Genomic DNA, 20,101 nt, shown 5'->3' with positions numbered 1-20,101 from the left:
GGATATGGCGTTTGGTGTGAAACGGGAGGAACTTAACCGGTGGAAACAAGCAGTGAAAAGAGGAGAAATCGCATTTTTAACACATTACTGGCTGGATGACCGATTTCCAGAAGCAAAGACTGTGACAAAAGCCGGATGTGCAGACATTGATAAGCTGGTTCAGTGGGGAGCGGCGTACGGGTTAAAAAAAGAATGGATCCATAAGAAAAGTGAATTTCCTCACTTTGATCTGCTGGGTGAAACACAAAAATATGTTTTGGAACAAGAAAACCTAACCGATCATCTTATACGATTTCATTTGTAAAAAAAGAACGCACATGAAGTGCGTTCTTTTTTATTGGTATTCAAAAACCGGTTCATCAGCGTCTTCTGAATAGCTGACGAGAAGGTCGTGGTTATCGAAGTACCATAAATCACTTTCTTCAATAAAGAAGGTAATGCCGTCAGCTTCTGCAGTGACTCCAGCCTCTTGTGGGGCATCTTTCGCTACACCGAGAGAAAAACCCTTTTGAACGTTGCTGCAGCCTCCATAGCGGACGAAAAAGCGAACCTGGTCTCCGCTTTCCAAATCGAGTTCTTCTTTATACCAGTTCAATGCGTCTTCGTTAATTGTCATATTCATAACAGAACACCCCTTTGTTCTTCATTTGAATTTTCTCTATTATAAACGTATTAGGCTATTCTGTGTCAAAAGAGAAGTTTTTTAAGCTTATAACCATTTTACTTTAGGTTCTGTTTTATTGATAATTCGTTTAATGTTCGCTCGGTGTCTGTATATCACAAAAATAGTGAGCAGGGTAACGACAATCAATAAATACGTATCATGGACAAAGAAACTATATATAACAGTATAGATCCCTGTTAACATCGATGAGAGAGAAACAAATTTAGTCAAGTATAAAAAGATGAAGAATACCGCAACCATCGTGATAAATAACAGGGGTGCGTAAAATAGCAAAACGCCTCCTGATGTCGCCACGGCTTTACCGCCTTTAAATTTGGCGAAGATGGGAAACACGTGGCCTAAAACCGCAAAGACTCCTGCAAGAAGCGGGTGAATATCAACATGCATGAGAAAAGGCAATGCAGTTGCCAGTGTCCCTTTCAAAATATCTCCGGCTATGACGACCGAACCAGCTTTTACACCCAATGTACGGAATGCATTGGTAGCGCCTAAGTTGCCGCTTCCGTGCTCCCGAATATCAATTCCCTTGGCAAGCTTGCCCACAATTAAGCCAGACGGAATGCTGCCTATCAAGTAGGCCAAAATAATCAATAAAGCAATTAACATCTACATTTCTCCTTTTTCAAATTCCCTTCTTTTTATTTTAACATGAGATGTCATGATCTGATGATAAGTTTTTTTGTAAAGTTTGCTTACAAATCCAATCAAACATGCATCATATTTTGATTTCTCCTGTTTTGATCGTGTAAAATAAGTGGAAAAGGAGTGACACACGATGCAAAATCCTTCTAAAGCGGAAATTAAAGAGATTCTTCAAAGAAGCAAACGTATAGCGGTAGTAGGGCTTTCAGACCGTCCGGATAGAACGTCACATATGGTTTCAAAAGCAATGCAGGACGCGGGTTATGAAATTATCCCTGTGAACCCTACAATTGATGAGGCGCTAGGTATCAAAGCCGTTTCATCTTTAAAAGAGATAGACGGTCCGATTGACATCGTAAATGTATTCCGGCGATCAGAACAGCTTCCTGGAGTGGCGGAAGAGTTTTTAGAGACAGATGCGCCAGTATTTTGGGCACAGCAAGGGCTAGTTAATGAGGAAGCATACCAGATGCTAAAAGAAAAAGGCAGAACGGTTATCATGGATCTGTGCATAAAAGTGGCACACGCTGTAACAAAATAGGTGCAGAACTGCAAAAATCCTTGTAAATTCAAGGATTTTTGCTTTTTAATTTTAAGATATTGTTTGCGTATTACGGTGAAACAGATACAATAAAGCTTGAACAGCTTTTTTTGAATACCTTGTCCAGCTGGGTTTCGGCCGTTCGATTTGCGAAGGTCTGCTGCTTTATATATAATAAACAAACATACGTTCTCATAGTGTAAAAACAGCACTAGCCGATGTTTTGAGAAGAACTGATTCGTTAGCTCTATGTTGCGATTGCAAACATATTGGTTATAATGAGGAGTCCAAGGCAGTACTGGCTCGAGGCGAGGTTTATAAAAAATATCTTATATACAAATGATGTGTAACACTGAAAAGAGAAAGACAATGTTAGTTTTTGAAAGGGGTTTGTACGTTTGGCTAGAAAACAGCAATTTGATTACAACGAAGATGCCATACAGGTGCTCGAAGGCCTTGAGGCTGTCAGGAAAAGGCCGGGTATGTATATTGGCTCTACTGACGCGCGGGGTTTGCACCACTTGGTTTATGAAATTGTAGATAACTCTGTCGACGAGGTGCTTGCCGGCCATGGAGATCACATAATCGTCAAAATACATAAAGACAATAGTATTTCTGTACAGGATAGAGGCCGCGGCATGCCGACCGGAATGCATAAGCTCGGCAAACCAACCCCTGAAGTGATTTTAACGGTGCTTCATGCCGGAGGAAAATTCGGCCAAGGCGGCTATAAGACAAGCGGCGGGCTCCACGGAGTTGGTGCATCAGTCGTGAATGCTTTATCTGAATGGCTGACGGTTACCATTGAGCGGGACGGTTTTGTCTATCAGCAGCGATTTGAAAATGGAGGAAAACCGGTTACATCTCTCGAAAAGATTGGCAAAACAAAAAAGACGGGAACTCTTACACACTTTAAGCCAGATCCAACGATGTTCAGCACAACCACTTATAATTTTGAAACGCTCTCTGAGCGCTTAAGAGAGTCTGCGTTTTTGTTAAAAGGATTGAAAATTGAGCTGATTGATGAACGCAATGACCAGCATGAGGTCTTTTATTATGAAAACGGCATAGAAGCGTTTGTTGCTTATTTAAATGAAGAAAAAGACGTCTTGTCTGAAGTGGTCTCGTTTGAGGGTGAGCATCATTCTATAGAAGTGGACTTTGCGTTCCAGTTTAACGATGGTTATTCTGAAAATATTTTGTCGTTTGTCAACAATGTCAGAACAAAAGACGGCGGGACACATGAGTCAGGTGCAAAAACTGCGATGACGCGTGCTTTTAATGAATATGCGCGAAAAGTGGCTTTGCTGAAAGAAAAGGATAAGAACCTTGAAGGCACCGATATAAGGGAAGGGCTTTCAGCCATTATTTCTGTCCGCATACCTGAGGAGCTTCTTCAATTTGAGGGACAAACAAAAGGAAAGCTCGGTACCAGTGAAGCAAGATCAGCGGTGGATGCGATTGTTTCAGAGCAGCTTGCTTACTTTTTAGAGGAAAATCGGGACACCGCAACGCTTCTTGTCAAAAAAGCAATCAAGGCGAGCCAGGCGCGCGAAGCGGCACGCAAAGCCCGTGAAGAAGCAAGAAGCGGCAAAAAACGAAAAAAATCAGAAGCGACTTTAAGCGGAAAGCTGACGCCTGCGGGTTCAAGAAACCCGGCAAAAAATGAATTGTATCTCGTTGAGGGAGATTCAGCAGGCGGGTCAGCCAAGCAGGGACGAGACCGCAGATTCCAGGCGGTTCTGCCTTTACGCGGTAAAGTCATTAATACAGAAAAAGCTAAGCTTGCTGATATCTTTAAAAATGAAGAGATCAATACGATCATTCATGCGATCGGCGGGGGAGTCGGGGCAGATTTCTCAATCGATGACATCAACTACGACAAAATCATCATTATGACCGATGCCGATACTGACGGCGCCCATATTCAAGTGCTGCTTCTTACCTTTTTCTATCGCTATATGAAACCGCTCATTGAGCATGGCAAGGTGTTCATTGCGCTGCCACCTTTATATAAGGTCAGTAAAGGAAGCGGGAAGAAGGAAATCATTGAATATGCATGGTCTGATGAAGAGATGGGTGATGTCCTGAAAAAAGTCGGCAAAGGCTATACCATTCAACGATATAAGGGTCTTGGAGAGATGAACGCAGACCAGTTGTGGGAAACGACGATGAATCCGGAGTCCCGCACACTTGTTAGGGTCAAAATTGACGATGCGGCACGTGTAGAAAGACGTGTGACGACGTTAATGGGAGACAAAGTAGAGCCGCGCAGAAAGTGGATTGAGAAAAACGTCGCTTTTGGCTTAGATGAAGAAAGCAATATCTTAGAAAATGAAAACTTATCGGTCGCTGAGGAGGTTTAATGATTGTCACAGCCAGAATTATTTCATGATTTACCATTAGAAGAGGTGATCGGCGACCGTTTTGGACGCTACAGTAAATATATTATTCAAGACAGGGCGCTGCCCGATGCAAGAGACGGATTAAAGCCGGTACAGCGCAGAATTCTGTATGCGATGCATACAGATGGAAACACGTTTGATAAAAACTTCAGAAAAGCGGCCAAAACGGTCGGTAACGTCATCGGTAACTATCATCCGCACGGTGACAGCTCGGTTTATGAAGCAATGGTGCGGATGAGCCAGGATTGGAAAGTTCGTAATGTGTTAATCGAAATGCATGGAAACAATGGAAGCATCGACGGAGATCCCCCGGCAGCCATGCGTTATACAGAGGCACGATTATCTCCGATTGCATCTGAGCTTCTTCGGGATATTGACAAAAACACGGTTGAATTTGTGCCGAACTTCGATGATACAAGCAAGGAGCCTGTCGTACTCCCGGCGATGTTTCCTAACCTATTGGTCAACGGATCTACCGGGATTTCAGCAGGATACGCGACCGACATTCCCCCTCATCATCTGGGAGAAGTCATTGATGCTGTCATTAAGCGTATTCAAATGCCTTCTTGCTCTGTTGACGAACTCATGGAAGTTATTAAAGGGCCTGATTTTCCGACAGGCGGTATTATTCAGGGCGTTGACGGGATAAGAAAAGCTTACGAAACCGGAAAAGGAAAAATCATTATCCGCGGAAAGGCTGAAATTGAAACAATCAGAGGCGGACGAGAACAAATTGTCATTACTGAAATTCCATTTGAAGTAAATAAAGCAAACCTTGTAAAAAAAATGGACGAGTTCCGTATTGATAAAAAGGTTGAAGGCATCTCAGAGGTTCGTGATGAAACGGATCGAACAGGGCTGAGAGTGGTCATTGAACTGAAAAAAGAAGCTGATGCCAAAGGTATTTTGAATTTCTTATACAAAAATACTGATTTGCAGATCACATATAACTTCAATATGGTAGCTATCCATAACCGCCGTCCGATGCTGATGAGCTTGCCGTCTATTTTGGATGCATATATCGGACACCAAAAGGAAGTTGTCACAAATCGGTCCGTTTATGAGCTTCAAAAAGCAAAAGACAGACATCATATCGTAGAAGGGCTCATGAAAGCTTTGTCTATTTTAGATGAAGTGATTGCAACAATCCGTTCTTCTAGCGATAAACGTGACGCTAAAAACAATTTGATCGCGAAATATGAATTTACGGAGCCTCAGGCTGAAGCCATCGTGTCATTGCAGCTATATCGTTTAACCAATACAGATATTACAGCGCTTAAGGAAGAGGCAGAAGAGCTCGGTAAAAAAATTGAAGAGCTCGAATCTATTCTGAGCAATGATAAAAAACTGCTAAAAGTGATTACAAACAGCTTAAAAGCACTGAAAAAGAAATATGCAGATACGAGACGCTCCGTGATTGAAGAAAAAATTGAAGAAATTAAAATCAATCTCGAAGTCATGGTTGCATCTGAGGATGTATATGTAACCGTTACGAAGGATGGTTACCTAAAACGGACGAGCCAGCGCTCATTTGCCGCTTCCAACGGACAGGACTTCGGAATGAAAGATACGGACAGGATGCTGCATCAGTTTGAAATGAATACGACAGACGTGCTGCTGCTCTTTACGAACAAAGGAAGCTACATCTATTGTCCTGTTCACCAGCTGCCTGATATCAGATGGAAGGACATGGGCCAGCATTTTTCAAATCTGATCACTATTGACCGTGATGAAACGATTGTAAAGGCCATACCGATAAAAGAATTTGATCCGTCGGCATATCTTCTATTCTTTACGAAAAACGGGATGGTGAAAAAGACAGAGCTCACCCATTATAAAGCACAGCGTTATTCTAAGGCGCTTGTGGCCTTAAATCTGAAGGGTGAAGATGAACTGATTGATGTACATGTAACAAATGGGGAAAGCCAGATCTTTATGGCCACTCACTTAGGGTACGGTCTATGGTTTGGAGAAGACGAAGTGAATGTAGTTGGCGCACGTGCGGCAGGTGTCAAAGGGATTAACTTAAAAGAGGATGACTTTGTTGTCTCCGGTGAGATCCTTCAGCAATCTGATTCAATTGTCTTGTTCACACAGCGGGGAGCGGTAAAACGCATGAGTCTTTCTGAGTTCGAGAAGACATCCCGCGCAAAACGCGGTGTCGTAATGCTAAGGGAACTGAAAAAGAATCCTCACCGAGTTGTAGCACTGTTCGCTTGCGGTCTTGAACAGCGACTAATGGCAGAAACAGAAAAAGGCGACAGAAAAGAACTGCAGGCAAAAGAGTTGCGGACAAACGACAGATACAGCAATGGCTCTTTCTTTTTTGATGAAGAGGAATCAGGCAAGGTTACAGCTGTTTGGCGCCTTCATACAGAACAATAATAAAAAACCCGCTCATACTATATGAGCGGGTTTCGTTTGTTTTTTATCAGCTTTCATGGTTGGTGAATAGATCTGTTACCGCATGAATGACTTCAATTCCCTGCCATACAAATAAATTTAGCGCTGTGAAAGAGAATAAGCCTAAAATCACCATTCTTAAGATAAACAACATGTTAAACAGCCTCCTCATATTTTCGTTACATAATCGGGTGATGTTGAACATGAAGTTTGCCGAAATAAGACGATTGATAAAATTTGGCCAGTATAAAGCTTTTTTTCCGCTGACGTCTGCGGGAGTATCCCGTACTTTTGCTTTCAGCGGTCAGCAGCAGAACAGCCATTGCCCATAAAGCGGTCAGTGTAAATGCCCCTGTGATGGATTTCTTCTCATCATCAGCATTTTGGCCGGCTTTCATTTCATGCATTTCCTGCTGGTCGGCTACGGCTTTATAATGATGACCGATATCAAAGGCGTGGGGAATTGAGAGCAAATGAAAACTGGCAATCGCCAAGAATAAGATGGATGCTTTCAATATCGTTACTTTTTTCAAATGATCTCCCCCTCCTTTAATATTACTGAATATTTTTATAATAATACCCCAATCCATCCTAAAAGTAAACCTGATTTATTAAATTTAAAAATAAATTTAACTTTGTTAAGTATATATCTTTTTGCTTATTTTTGAAAGAGAAAACTTCTTTTATTAGCGTATGTATACCCGGTTTATGGTGTGAATAAAAACATATTTTAAATGATATGTTTGTTGTTTAGGATTTATTACTTTATTTATGTGTAAATCAAAGAGAAAGGCAAGAGAATGGGAAGAAATGATTACATTGTTAATAGGGTACTCTTTTTTTAAAGCCAGTTTGCAAGGAATGTTTTTATTCGTAGGAAAATAATAGAGAAGGGGTCGACAGAGTAACATCTGGCTACGACAATATTCTTCTCGAAAAAACTTCCTAATTCGTCATATTGTGATATAATAAAACTCGTTATGTTAAAAAATCTAACATCAAAATCGAATTCGTATTGAATTGATGAAAACGGGAGGTAAATATGGAGTCTTTTTTCAATAGTTTGATTAATATTCCAAGTGATTTCATCTGGAAATACCTATTTTATATTTTAATAGGGCTTGGATTATTTTTTACCATACGTTTTGGTTTTATCCAATTCCGTTATTTTATTGAAATGTTCAGAATAGTAGGGGAGAAGCCGGAAGGAAATAAAGGTGTTTCATCTATGCAGGCATTCTTTATTTCGGCCGCATCCCGAGTCGGCACAGGGAATTTGACTGGTGTAGCCTTAGCAATTGCGACAGGCGGACCAGGCGCTGTATTTTGGATGTGGGTAGTAGCTGCAGTAGGCATGGCTTCAAGCTTTGTTGAGAGTACGTTAGCGCAGCTTTATAAGGTGAGAGACGGGGAGGATTTCCGCGGAGGCCCGGCTTACTATATTCAAAAGGGTCTTGGTGCCAGATGGCTTGGCATCGTTTTTGCAATCTTAATTACTGTCTCATTCGGCTTGATTTTTAACGCTGTTCAAACAAATACAATTGCTGGAGCATTGGATGGCGCATTCCATGTGAATAAAATAGTTGTAGCCATAGTTCTGGCGGTTTTAACTGCGTTTATCATTTTCGGCGGTTTAAAACGTGTTGTCGCTGTTTCACAGTTAATTGTGCCGGTTATGGCAGGCATTTATATTCTTATCGCTTTATTTGTTGTCATCACGAATATTACGGCTTTCCCTGGCGTTATCGCTACAATTGTTAAAAATGCTTTAGGTTTTGAACAAGTCGTCGGCGGCGGAATAGGCGGCATCATCGTTATCGGTGCGCAACGCGGACTTTTTTCAAACGAAGCAGGAATGGGGAGCGCACCAAACGCGGCTGCGACGGCTCATGTATCCCATCCGGCAAAGCAAGGCTTTATTCAAACATTAGGCGTATTTTTCGATACATTTATCATATGTACGTCCACAGCATTTATTATTTTGCTGTACAGTGTAACGCCAAAAGGCGACGGCATCCAAGTCACACAGGCTGCTCTTAACCATCATATTGGAGGCTGGGCGCCGACTTTCATCGCAGTCGCAATGTTCTTGTTTGCATTCAGTTCAGTTGTCGGCAACTATTATTATGGCGAGACAAACATTGAATTTATTAAAACAAGCAAAACATGGCTGAACATTTACCGTATCGCTGTAATTGCTATGGTTGTGTATGGATCTTTATCAGGCTTCCAAATCGTTTGGGATATGGCGGACCTCTTTATGGGTATCATGGCGCTGATCAACTTAATTGTGATTACGCTGCTGTCAAACGTTGCCTACAAAGTGTATAAAGATTACGCGAAACAGCGTAAACAAGGACTTGATCCTGTATTCAAAGCGAAAAACATCCCAGGGCTGAAAAACGCTGAAACATGGGAAGATGAGAAACAAGAAGTATAATATAAATATAAAACAAAGCTGCATTCAATAGTTGAATGCAGCTTTTTCATTATTTGAAATAAATTTAATTTTTCGACTCGAATGAAAAATGACGTGTAAAGTCCCAATTCAGTCCAGTTTTCTTTGTTCTATATGTGTCATGTGTGTCTTATTCATTGGAGGTAGAGCAAATTGACAGGCTTTTAAACCTCCAAAAAACAAGAAATTAGGTTGATAGACAATCATGAGAAAGATTTTTACAATGAGTTCGTGCTCATAAGAAGTGTAGAGCCAAAATGATGCGAAGGAGGAAAAGATCAGATATGAAACGGTCAATCTCTATTTTTATTACGTGTTTATTGATTACGTTATTGACAATGGGCGGCATGATAGCTTCGCCGGCATCAGCAGCAGGGACAAAAACGCCAGTAGCCAAGAATGGCCAGCTTAGCATAAAAGGTACACAGCTCGTTAACCGAGACGGTAAAGCGGTACAGCTGAAGGGGATCAGTTCACACGGATTGCAATGGTATGGAGAATATGTCAATAAAGACAGCTTAAAATGGCTGAGAGATGATTGGGGTATCACCGTTTTCCGTGCAGCGATGTATACGGCAGATGGCGGTTATATTGACAACCCGTCCGTGAAAAATAAAGTAAAAGAAGCGGTTGAAGCGGCAAAAGAGCTTGGGATATATGTCATCATTGACTGGCATATCTTAAATGACGGTAATCCAAACCAAAATAAAGAGAAGGCAAAAGAATTCTTCAAGGAAATGTCAAGCCTTTACGGAAACACGCCAAACGTCATTTATGAAATTGCAAACGAACCAAACGGTGATGTGAACTGGAAGCGTGATATTAAACCATATGCGGAAGAAGTGATTTCAGTTATCCGCAAAAATGATCCAGACAACATCATCATTGTCGGAACCGGTACATGGAGCCAGGATGTGAATGATGCTGCCGATGACCAGCTAAAAGATGCAAACGTTATGTACGCACTTCATTTTTATGCCGGCACACACGGCCAATTTTTACGGGATAAAGCAAACTATGCACTCAGCAAAGGAGCACCTATTTTTGTGACAGAGTGGGGAACAAGCGACGCGTCTGGCAATGGCGGTGTATTCCTTGATCAATCGAGGGAATGGCTGAAATATCTCGACAGCAAGACCATCAGCTGGGTGAACTGGAATCTTTCTGATAAGCAGGAATCATCCTCAGCTTTAAAGCCGGGGGCATCTAAAACAGGCGGCTGGCGGTTGTCAGATTTATCTGCTTCAGGAACATTCGTTAGAGAAAACATTCTCGGCACCAAAGATGCGACGAAGGACATTCCTGAAACGCCAGCAAAAGATAAACCCACACAGGAAAACGGTATTTCTGTACAATACAGAGCAGGGGATGGGAGTATGAACAGCAACCAAATCCGTCCGCAGCTTCAAATAAAAAATAACGGCAATACCACGGTTGATTTAAAAGATGTCACTGCCCGTTACTGGTATAAAGCGAAAAACAAAGGCCAAAACGTTGACTGTGACTACGCGCAGATTGGATGCGGCAATGTGACACACAAGTTTGTGACGTTGCATAAACCAAAGCAAGGTGCAGATACCTATCTGGAACTTGGGTTTAAAAACGGAACGCTGGGACCGGGAGCAAGCACAGGGAATATTCAGCTTCGTCTTCACAATGATGACTGGAGCAATTATGCACAAAGCGGCGATTATTCCTTTTTCAAATCAAATACGTTTAAAACAACGAAAAAAATCACATTATATGATCAAGGAAAACTGATTTGGGGAACAGAACCAAATTAGTTAAGCTTTTTTTGGCGGACATCAGTAACGATGTCCGTTTTTATCATCTAATAGGAGGTTTGCGTTGTGGATGAAATACTGAAACAGTATATGGTGCTGTACAAAAAAATGAGTAATATGATAAATGGTCCGGACTATCCAGGTAAGGAAAAAGACATCCAGCATCAAAAAGATCAGATCGAAGTTTACGAAAAACAGTTGCAGCAAGGATTTTCTACAGATTATGACTATGATGTGTTTGCTGATTCTGTTATCAAATGCGCATATGGCGATATGACGCTGGAGGATTTAGAAGCCGTTTATTATGGATTGACAACGCCATTTTTTTGATTTGTCATTCAGCAGAAAAATTTTAATTCCTGTCTCACTAACTTAAGTATACTTTTATATTGAGACAGGAATTTATTTATTTTCTTTACTTCCTAGAATATATATTATGTAAACTAGAAAAGATGAAGATTAAAGCTTTGCTGTTTTTATGTACATCCTTTCTTCTTCCTGTAATTCAGCAACAAAATAAAAAAGCGATTTCCCAATCGGAAAATCGCCAATTCAGACACTCTATTATTTATGTGTGTCTTTGTGCTCTTAACGATTTACAACAAATGTTGTTACGCTTTGAGCTGGAAGATGGGCCCAAAAATGATTGCCTGATACAGTGAGATTCGTTCCAGGTTGTAGATTGCTGCTGCTGCTCGTGATCCATCTAGATACGTTTGAAGCAGATCCATTCTGCAAAACAAAGTTTTGGTTGACTCCTGTGTTGCTTTTATTGATGGCAACAATAACGACCTTGTTGTCACCTTTATAGGCTGACACGTAAACGTTCGCATTAGGGTTTTTCGTTGCATCAATCCTTACATAGCCGGGACGCACAAACTTTGAGAAATGAGCCATATTGTAGCCGCGTTTGCTGATCGTACCATCTTCTTTCATAGGTCCATATGATCTTCGGATGTACCACCATACATAAGCTTGAAAGTCCCCCTCTACCATCGCATTGTGAATATGCTGTGAAACATCCAATGCCTCAGGCCATCGATCCGCCGAGTTGTTATCACTGTTTGGATAGTATACTTCCGTCATCCAAAGGTCCTTCCCCGCTCCTTTTTGTTTGAAAAGAGGATAAGGGAATTGGCTGACCTGGGTGCCGTACAGGTGAGTTCCGAGAATATCCATATTGGCAAGAGCCTGCGGATCGTTCAAGATCGGGTCCGACAAATTCTTTAAGTATTGAAAAGACTCAGGTGCAATGACGCGGGCATTGATCGAGCCGGCGTTTTCTCTCATAAAGCGAAGTATTTCTTGCGGCGTCCACCACGTCCACTCGTGAGCGTAATCAGGCTCGTTTTGGACCGAAATCGCATAAAGATTCACACCATTATTTTTCATGAAGGTAACAAAATCGTTAAGATGCTGCGCGTATGCGGCGTACTTATCGTATTTCAGCCGCTTAGCTGATGTGTCACCATTCCGATTGAAGGTCTCAACCATATCACTTGGAGGATTCCAGGGAGATGCAAAAACGATTGCCCCATGTTTGACCGCACTCTTGGCAGTCTCCACCTCTTTATACCAATTATTTCGATTTTCATCTACATGAATTCTTAAGATTGAAAATCCTAACTGGTTCTGTTCATTGCCAAAAGCAGTTTCTCTTTGAGCTGCTGTAAGATCCCCAGCCCAAGCCGGATGGTTCATCCCTCCAAAACCGCGAATCACTTGTTTCTCTGCAGATACATTAACTGTTACATCACTGGCTGCCAAAACTTCAGTAGCGCCTGGCCCTAACATGACTGACAGCATAGTGAAACATACTAATAGTACACAAATTGTTTTTTTTATGCGTGGAATCATTTATTCCTCTCCTTCGTCATGTGTCTTTTACGGTATTAAAAAATCTGTATGGCATATCCATAATGGCGGGCTGTTCCGGTGATGGCTCGTACTTCACCCGCCTCGTTTTTAAGCGGTCCCATTACGAGTCCTATCTTTGCGTAAACTGCCAGTAATCAAAATGAAACAAGTTTCCTGTACCTGTTCCGGTAAATACAAAGAATACTTTGTGCACACCTGTTGCCCCGCTTACTGCAGTTTCTATTTCTCTCCACGTTTGCGCTCCGCCTGTTGAAGGCACATTCAGAGTTCCAACAAGCTTACCATCAGCACTGTCGAGGCGCACTTCTATTTTCCCGCCTGAACCTGAAGTGGATGCTACATTTGCTTTAAATGACCTGGCACCGCCCGCTCCGAAGTCTGCATTTCCTACAGCAATCCAGTCTCCATTTTGAATGCTTGTTACATGCTGATTATTTACTGGCCCGCCGGGTGCTGTGGACTTCTCTGTCAAAATGCGTCCATTCCAAGCAAACGTTTCAGCTTCTACCCGGTTATAAGGATTCAAATTGGAAAGCTGTGTTACACCTGCATAATTTGCTGCTACCTCTTGGATGGATCCATCTGGGTTATGCACCAGCTTATTAATATGGGGAGAACGGTATCCTTTGCCGGCCCCGAACAGAGCGGAACTGACAGTTTGCGCGTGGTACACCACATACCACTCGTTTTTAAAATTGAAAACAGCATGATGATTGTTTCCGCCACCTCCGAAAAATGCACCCGGATTTTTCAGGAAATGCCCTCTATATGTAAAGGGACCCATGGGATTTGAACTGGTCATGTAGCCGATCTCACCCGGGGGTTTATCGGCCGGGTGCGTGCCGCCGAAATTAATGCAATAGGAGTAATAATATGTTCCGTTATACTTGTGCAATCCCGAATCTTCAAACATGAAAGGCGCATCAATTGTAGATGCACTTCCAACAACACTCGTCATATCAGGCCCCAATTTTATGACTCTAGCCGTTTTAGGATTGGCCCATTGTCCCTGCGTTGGATTTGAACCGCCAGGAACGCCTCCGCCAGCATACAGGTAACCGGTGCCGTCGTCATTTACAAATACTGCCGGATCAAAAAGCCATACAACACCAGACATTCCTGGCGTACTTGGCGTTACGAGCGGTTTTCCGATTGGGTCGGTCCATGGACCAATCGGGCTGTCTGCGGTGAGAACCCCGATACCTCCGCCGCTGTTTGCGAAATAAAGGAAGAATTTATCCTTGCCATTAATTTTTTTAACTGCGATTGACGGTGCCCATGACGCACCTGCCCATTTTGCAATTCCACGGCCTCCATTAGCTCCATTGGCACCTGCTACTGGAATGGCTCCGTGGTCTGTCCAGTTCACCATATCCGCTGTAGATATGACGAATACTCTATTCAAATTGGCAAATGAATTATCTTTAATTGTTCCGTTGCTATTATATTCTTAGTCATCACTTGACATATAGATGTAGACTCTTCCGTTATAGGTCAGCGCAACCGGATCTGCGCCCAAATGATGGTCGATAAGCGGGTTTGAATTCCCTACATGTTTTGCAATTGTACTACTGGTGGCAGCATACGCAGACTTCCCAGATAAACAGCTCAATAGTAAAGCAAAAACAAATAAACATACGCTACACTTTTTCCTCATCACTTCACAGCCTCCTTTTTCCTTAAAATGAAGGGTTCTTTTGAAATTTGTTAACAACAGGTCATGAAGACTGCACCACTTGTTTCTTCAAGATCAATCTAGAAAAGTTCCCCCATTCCTAGCGGTCATTGTCCAGAAAATAAAATGGCGAATTGTTCAAGTCCCCTATAACGCTTGAGCAGGTATGTATATTTATTCAAAAAATCCCTTTATCTAACATCATGCATTATTAAAAAAATAGTGTATAGAATACTTTTGGAGGAATTCGTGTTCGATTCTACAAAGGAACTGGATACATTTATTCATTGATAAGATGGGGCTACATATACGGCTGTTACCGACTCTTCTTCGCTTAGACTGTTCCCTCGATTATTGACATAATAGACATCATCTCTGCTGATAGGGAATCAAGGCTTAAGACCACTCAATCTATTGAAGTATTGTTCTCTTCTTTGCAAGACCTTTCGTTATCATTTCGCCCTCTTCCCCTGCGAAATATGTCATATTTTTTCATCTTTTTGTAATGAGCGTTTTCGAAAAATCAGCCGTTCATGCCGCTGCTTTTTAAAGAGTATAAAAACTATTGAGCGGTATACCCGCTTTTTTCATGTTTTGTTCATATTTTATTAATTGTTTATTCAACACTGTCCGCTATAGTAATCCATATCAACAAATATGACTGCCACTCGCATCTTTTATGAAGGGAGGTCCGTTACGCTGAAAGAAAAAATAAAGACCTTAGGCCGTTTTTGCACCGTAGGCGTCGGCAATACGCTGATAGATTTTGGTGTCTTCTTTCTTCTTACCGCTTGTCATGTCTCTTATCTGCCGGCGCAGATCTGCTCCTATACTGCAGGTATCGTCAACAGCTATGTGTGGAACCGGAATTGGACGTTTTGTGTGAAACGTAAGGCTGACGGGAAAGAGATCGTGCGTTTTCTCATGATTAATATTGCCGCGTCGGGGATCACCTTTTTGCTGCTTTATTTGTTTCAAAATTGCGGCTGCTCGCTTTTGGTGAGTAAGCTCGCCGCCACTATCGGCGGAATGATGATGAATTTTATCGGAAACCGAATCTGGGTATTTGGGGATTCACTGAAAAACATACAGGATCAGGAGTGAGGATGAATGAGAAAAAAAGTGAGAAAAGCAGTTATTCCCGCAGCGGGTTTAGGAACGAGATTTCTGCCGGCGACAAAGGCGCAGCCTAAAGAAATGCTCCCAATCGTCGACAAACCAGCAATCCAATATATTGTAGAAGAGGCCGCAGAGTCAGGAATTGAAGATATACTGATTATTACAGGGAGAAACAAACGCTCGATTGAAGATCATTTTGATCGGTCGGCGGAATTGGAATTCAATCTCCGGGAAAAAGGCAAGACGGAGACACTTAAGGAAATGCAGCAGATTGCCGATTTGGCCAACATTCATTACATCCGCCAGAAAGAACCGCTCGGATTAGGCCATGCGGTGCTGTGTGCGGAGCATTTTATCGGAGATGAGCCTTTTGCTGTTCTCTTAGGTGATGATATTATGGTGTCTGAAACACCGGCTCTTCGGCAATTAATGGATGTATATGACGTTTATGGCACAGAGGTTGTCGGTGTACAGTCAGTTCTCCCTGAGGATGTCAGCAAATATGGTATTATAAATACATCAGGGTCTCAAGGGCATGTATACGAAGTGAACGATTTAGTGGAAAAGCCTTCTCCTGAAGAAGCACCTTCGGAAATCGCAGTAATGGGACGTTATGTGCTGAATTCTTCGATCTTCTCCGTTTTGAAGACAATTGGCAGAGGCGCGGGCAACGAAATTCAGCTGACAGATGCGCTTCGTGAGGTTTGCCGTAAGGAGCCGATCCACGCCCGGCTGCTGGAAGGAAATCGATATGACATTGGCGATAAACTAGGCTGTTTTAAAGCGAGCACCGAAATCGGCTTAATGCGTTCCGAAATGAGATCTCAGCTTTTGGCCTATTTAGAAGATGTGATCAAACGGGAAACGAAAGAAATGCTGCGGTAAAAAAATTGTAACATCTTGCTCGTCAATCAGTCATATAATAGTGAAAAAGATTAGGACAGGTTGTGAAGAATGTGGGCAGTTTGATAAGCGAAATTTTAACATGGCTGACGAACATGGGATATGCGGGTATTGCGATTGGGTTAATGATTGAAATTATTCCGAGTGAGATTGTATTAGCTTATGGAGGCTATATGGTATCGGAAGGCACGATTGGTTTTATTGGCGCAATTATTGCGGGTGTTATCGGGGGCACCATTGCCCAGATCTTTATTTACTGGATCGGCCGCTATGGCGGCAGGCCATTTCTGGACAAATACGGGAAGTATTTATTGATTAAAAAGCATCATATCGACATGTCGGAAAACTGGTTTCAGAAATACGGCGCCGGAGTTGTCTTCTCGGCTCGTTTTATACCGGTTGTCAGACATGCCATATCCATTCCGGCAGGTATTGCCAGAATGCCTTTTCTCAAATTTGTGGTACTGACTGTGCTTGCTATCATTCCATGGTCTATTCTGTTTGTTTATTTAGGCATACAGCTAGGAAGCCAGTGGGATGATGTTGAGAATATAGCAGGCACTTATACAACACCGATTATGATATTGGCTGTTGTCGTGATAGCCCTTTATTTTGTGATTAAGAAACGTACAGCCATATTTAAACGATAGCTAGCAGATATGCATAGGGGTGACTGACGCTCCCCTATGCATATTTTTTTACTTCCGATGTTGATTTGCCAGCTTCAGATTCTCCGCTAAAAATGCGACAAACACTTCATCCCGCACGAGCGATGCGGCATAATTTCTCTTAATAAACCATTCTGCCTCTTCAAACGCTGCGAATGTTTCGTCTTGGGTTTCTCCGTTAATTTGAATATTCCATTCGTTGTCTAAAGGGAAAAGAAAAAATCTCATTTGTGCTCGATTTTCATATAATGATCCATTCGCAGATCCCTTTAGATTATAGATGTTACGGAAAGCATCCGGCCGTACAGGATCAATGCGGAAAGCTTCAGCTACAAACAACTCGAATACTTCATCGGTTATTGAACAGCCGGACGCTTTTGCATGCCCTCCGCCGCCATATCGGCCGGCGATTTCTGACACATCGATGTGATCATGAATGGTGCGGAGACTGACTCGTTTTGACCCCATACTCAAAATCGCAATGTAATCGAGGTGCGGGTTATCTTTACCTAGCCTGTTCCCCAGCTCTGAATGGTACGATTCAGCGTGAACGATGCCTACACAGTGTTCGTGAACAAAGGTTTGTACCATTTCCCTTTTCTTTCTGCGGAGGTAGCGCTCGATTTTTTCGTCTTCTAAATCAAGCAGTTTTTCTTCAAAATCATCGAAGAAAAATTCGTCATGCGCGGAAAGGCGCTGGATCATTTTTGCTTCAAATTCATCGATTGACAGCAAAAAGAAAAGATCATTAAGCCGCTTTGCCTGTTTTTGATCGTACCGCTCCCACTCCCATGTATCGTATTGGCGGACGAGCTCTGTGAATTGATCTAAGGCGTTTGTCGGTTTCATGAAGCCATTTTCAACGAGATAGCCATATAAAAGCGATGTCGCGGATGTGAGCCTTCCATCATCGTATTCCACCTGGACAAATCCCCATTCATGCTCATTCAAATGAAGGGCTGTTTTATGATGGTCAATGAGCTTCACTTTGCCCCCTGCATGAACATACTCATTCAATCTCTCTTCGTTTTCTTCATTGACGGCGAGATCGGTGATGAATAACGCGTCCTGTCTGTTGCTCTCCTTCGCTTTTTCTAAAAAGTACTGCACCTGTGCGTTTAAGCCGTTGACAGAGTTATACCGGATCTCTACGTCTTTTCCGAACGCCAATTTTGCTACGATTCCGCATCCTACTCCGTCCAAGTCGTTATGTGAATATAAATGATACATAATGTAGGCCCCTTTTTATGATAAACTGACAATTGCCGCTAGAGGTGCGGCAGCCTTTATTTACTATTCTAAAAAACCAAGCGTTTTATGCAATGGTAATTAGTTGACATAATGTTGTTATTGTAAATATATAAAGGAGCGCTTTTTTTGCGCTCCTAAGTTCTTGCTTTTACACCGGATAAACCGGATGCTTTCGATTGGTAAATGTCATTTCCTTTGTCATGTATGCCTTGAGCCGTTTGGCCAGCTCATCACGCAGCGAATTGGCTGGGATAACAGCATCAATGATCATTTCTGAAGCCAGACGGTAGATATTGATGTCCTCTTTGTATTCCTCCCGTTTGCTGCTGATAAATGCGGCTCTCTCTTCTTCTGGCAGCTCGGCGATTTTTTTAGCGTAGACAGCGTTTACAGCTGCCTCAGGGCCCATGACGGCGATTTGGGCGGTTGGGAGCGCTAGACAGCAATCCGGTTCAAATGCCGGCCCTGCCATTGCATACAACCCCGCCCCGTAAGCTTTTCGGACAATGACAGAGAGTTTTGGAACAGTTGCCTCTGACATCGCAGAAATCATTTTCGCTCCGTGTCTGATAATCCCAGCCTGTTCTACTTTTGTGCCAATCATAAAACCGGGGATATCGGCTAAGAACAGCAATGGGATATGAAAAGCGTCACATAAGGTAATAAACTTAGCCGCTTTGTCTGCTGAATCGTGGAATAAGACGCCTCCTTTTACCTTCGGCTGGTTTGCAACAATGCCGACAGGCTGTCCGTGGATTCGTGCGAGGCCCGTCAATAATTCCGGTGCAAATAAGGCTTTGATCTCAAAAAATGAGTCTTCATCTATGACCCGCTCAATCAGCTCATGCATATCAAAAGGTGCGTTTTGATTTTGCGGAATGACGTCGGCAAGCGGAGTTTTGAAGTGTTTTGGCGGGCGTTTCTCATGAATGGGCGCTTTTTCTTGAAAATTTGCCGGAAAGTAAGACAAATAAGCCCGCGCCAGCTGTATGGCTTCTTCTTCAGTTTCTGCAAGAATATCTCCGCAGCCGGAGATTGAGCAATGCATACGGGCGCCACCCATTTCTTCAAGAGACACTTTTTCTCCAATAACCATTTCCGCCATCCTTGGCGAGCCTAAATACATGGAGGCGTTACCGTCTACCATAACGACGATATCACAGAAGGCCGGAATATAAGCGCCACCTGCCGCAGATGGTCCGAAAAGCAGACAGATTTGCGGAATGCGTCCCGATAATTTGACTTGATTGTAAAAAATTCTTCCTGCACCGCGTCTCCCTGGAAAGACATTGATTTGGTCGGTAATTCGGGCGCCTGCCGAATCGACTAAATAAATGAGCGGACAGTTTAATTTTTCCGCGGTTTCTTGAATTCTGATGATTTTTTCAACTGTTTTAGCTCCCCATGACCCCGCTTTCACTGTTGAATCATTCGCCATGACGCAAACAGTTTGGCCGCCGATTTTGCCGATACCGGTTACAACTCCGTCAGCGGGAAGCCCGTCTGACATACATTCCGCAAAAAAAGCGTCTTCTAGCTCAATGTCATCGTCAAAGAGAAGGGAAAGCCGCTCTCTGACAAAGAGCTTGCCTTTTTCCCGATTGCCTTGATGATACTTTTCCGCTCCGCCTTTTCGAATCCGTTCAGCCCGTTCTGTTCGTTCCTTTTCATAATCCATGAGCATTGCCT

General features: G+C 42.6%; 17 protein-coding genes and 1 pseudogene. 10 read left to right on the top strand and 8 right to left on the bottom strand.

Annotation, left to right across the window (positions count from 1 at the left end; all coding sequences use genetic code 11):
• Positions 1 to 4: 4 nt before the first annotated feature.
• On the top strand, positions 5 to 304 hold the full coding sequence (locus PUN35_RS04645) for a hypothetical protein (protein ID WP_014479941.1): 300 nt from the start codon (positions 5 to 7) through the stop codon (positions 302 to 304).
• A gap of 30 nt (positions 305 to 334) precedes the next feature.
• On the opposite strand, the gene PUN35_RS04640 is transcribed toward PUN35_RS04645, so the two are convergent.
• A complete protein-coding gene (locus PUN35_RS04640; protein WP_003231562.1) occupies positions 335 to 622 on the bottom strand; it encodes a HesB/YadR/YfhF family protein in 288 nt (95 codons plus the stop codon).
• An 87-nt stretch (positions 623 to 709) separates the two neighbouring features.
• Positions 710 to 1,291, bottom strand: coding sequence for a glycerol-3-phosphate 1-O-acyltransferase PlsY (gene plsY / locus PUN35_RS04635; protein WP_003231560.1), 582 nt, complete (start codon positions 1,289 to 1,291; stop codon positions 710 to 712).
• Between the two features lie 169 nt (positions 1,292 to 1,460).
• On the opposite strand from plsY, the gene PUN35_RS04630 reads away from it, so the two are divergent.
• The 3 genes from PUN35_RS04630 (at position 1,461) to parC (ending at position 6,658) form a co-directional block, all read left to right on the top strand.
• Positions 1,461 to 1,868 carry a CoA-binding protein gene (locus PUN35_RS04630; RefSeq protein ID WP_014479943.1) on the top strand — a complete coding sequence of 136 codons (408 nt, stop codon included), beginning with the start codon at positions 1,461 to 1,463 and terminating at the stop codon, positions 1,866 to 1,868.
• A 398-nt stretch (positions 1,869 to 2,266) separates the two neighbouring features.
• Positions 2,267 to 4,234: a DNA topoisomerase IV subunit B gene (gene parE, locus PUN35_RS04625; RefSeq protein WP_014479944.1), complete on the top strand. Its 1,968-nt coding sequence runs from the start codon at positions 2,267 to 2,269 to the stop codon at positions 4,232 to 4,234.
• Positions 4,235 to 4,237: 3 nt separating this feature from the next.
• Positions 4,238 to 6,658, top strand: a complete 2,421-nt coding sequence (parC, locus tag PUN35_RS04620) for a DNA topoisomerase IV subunit A (RefSeq protein ID WP_014479945.1) — start codon at positions 4,238 to 4,240, stop codon at positions 6,656 to 6,658.
• 46 nt (positions 6,659 to 6,704) lie between these two features.
• On the opposite strand, the gene PUN35_RS04615 is transcribed toward parC, so the two are convergent.
• Positions 6,705 to 6,830 carry a hypothetical protein gene (locus tag PUN35_RS04615; RefSeq protein ID WP_003231548.1) on the bottom strand — a complete coding sequence of 42 codons (126 nt, stop codon included), beginning with the start codon at positions 6,828 to 6,830 and terminating at the stop codon, positions 6,705 to 6,707.
• A 25-nt stretch (positions 6,831 to 6,855) separates the two neighbouring features.
• A complete protein-coding gene (locus PUN35_RS04610; RefSeq protein ID WP_014476950.1) occupies positions 6,856 to 7,209 on the bottom strand; it encodes a hypothetical protein in 354 nt (117 codons plus the stop codon).
• Positions 7,210 to 7,718: 509 nt separating this feature from the next.
• Between PUN35_RS04610 and PUN35_RS04605 the strand changes: the two genes are divergently transcribed.
• The 3 genes from PUN35_RS04605 (at position 7,719) to PUN35_RS04595 (ending at position 11,248) form a co-directional block, all read left to right on the top strand.
• Positions 7,719 to 9,116, top strand: a complete 1,398-nt coding sequence (locus PUN35_RS04605) for an alanine/glycine:cation symporter family protein (protein WP_014479946.1) — start codon at positions 7,719 to 7,721, stop codon at positions 9,114 to 9,116.
• A gap of 302 nt (positions 9,117 to 9,418) precedes the next feature.
• Complete coding sequence (eglS, locus tag PUN35_RS04600) at positions 9,419 to 10,918, top strand: endo-1,4-beta-glucanase EglS (RefSeq protein ID WP_014479947.1); 1,500 nt, start codon at positions 9,419 to 9,421, stop codon at positions 10,916 to 10,918.
• A gap of 66 nt (positions 10,919 to 10,984) precedes the next feature.
• Entirely contained in the window at positions 10,985 to 11,248 is a 264-nt protein-coding gene (locus PUN35_RS04595) for a YnfE family protein (RefSeq protein ID WP_003231535.1), read from the top strand.
• 258 nt (positions 11,249 to 11,506) lie between these two features.
• On the opposite strand, the gene xynC is transcribed toward PUN35_RS04595, so the two are convergent.
• Both xynC and xynD read right to left on the bottom strand, forming a co-directional pair.
• Positions 11,507 to 12,775 (bottom strand): glucuronoarabinoxylan endo-1,4-beta-xylanase XynC, encoded by a 1,269-nt coding sequence (gene xynC / locus PUN35_RS04590; RefSeq protein WP_014479948.1) that lies wholly within the window; start codon positions 12,773 to 12,775, stop codon positions 11,507 to 11,509.
• 130 nt (positions 12,776 to 12,905) lie between these two features.
• A pseudogene (xynD, locus tag PUN35_RS04585) lies at positions 12,906 to 14,453 on the bottom strand (alpha-L-arabinofuranosidase).
• Between the two features lie 675 nt (positions 14,454 to 15,128).
• Between xynD and PUN35_RS04580 the strand changes: the two are divergent.
• The 3 genes from PUN35_RS04580 to PUN35_RS04570 all read left to right on the top strand — a co-directional run bounded on the left by PUN35_RS04580 (position 15,129) and on the right by PUN35_RS04570 (position 17,143).
• Positions 15,129 to 15,575, top strand: a complete 447-nt coding sequence (locus PUN35_RS04580; RefSeq protein ID WP_014479951.1) for a GtrA family protein — start codon at positions 15,129 to 15,131, stop codon at positions 15,573 to 15,575.
• 6 nt (positions 15,576 to 15,581) lie between these two features.
• Complete coding sequence (galU, locus tag PUN35_RS04575) at positions 15,582 to 16,475, top strand: UTP--glucose-1-phosphate uridylyltransferase GalU (RefSeq protein ID WP_014479952.1); 894 nt, start codon at positions 15,582 to 15,584, stop codon at positions 16,473 to 16,475.
• Positions 16,476 to 16,546: 71 nt separating this feature from the next.
• A complete protein-coding gene (locus tag PUN35_RS04570) occupies positions 16,547 to 17,143 on the top strand; it encodes an undecaprenyl phosphate transporter UptA (RefSeq protein WP_003231529.1) in 597 nt (198 codons plus the stop codon).
• 48 nt (positions 17,144 to 17,191) lie between these two features.
• Here the strand turns inward: PUN35_RS04570 and nrnB are convergent, their stop codons facing one another.
• Positions 17,192 to 18,391, bottom strand: coding sequence for an oligoribonuclease NrnB (gene nrnB / locus PUN35_RS04565; protein WP_014479953.1), 1,200 nt, complete (start codon positions 18,389 to 18,391; stop codon positions 17,192 to 17,194).
• 169 nt (positions 18,392 to 18,560) lie between these two features.
• Positions 18,561 to 20,096, bottom strand: coding sequence for an acyl-CoA carboxylase subunit beta (locus PUN35_RS04560; RefSeq protein ID WP_072592539.1), 1,536 nt, complete (start codon positions 20,094 to 20,096; stop codon positions 18,561 to 18,563).
• Positions 20,097 to 20,101 lie beyond the last annotated feature (5 nt).

Origin of the sequence: Bacillus sp. N3378-2at (assembly GCF_033412715.1) — a bacterium.
GTDB lineage: Bacteria > Bacillota > Bacilli > Bacillales > Bacillaceae > Bacillus > Bacillus subtilis.
The sequence above is the reverse complement of the archived record's forward strand: the minus strand, read 5'-3'. Positions and strand labels throughout refer to the sequence as shown.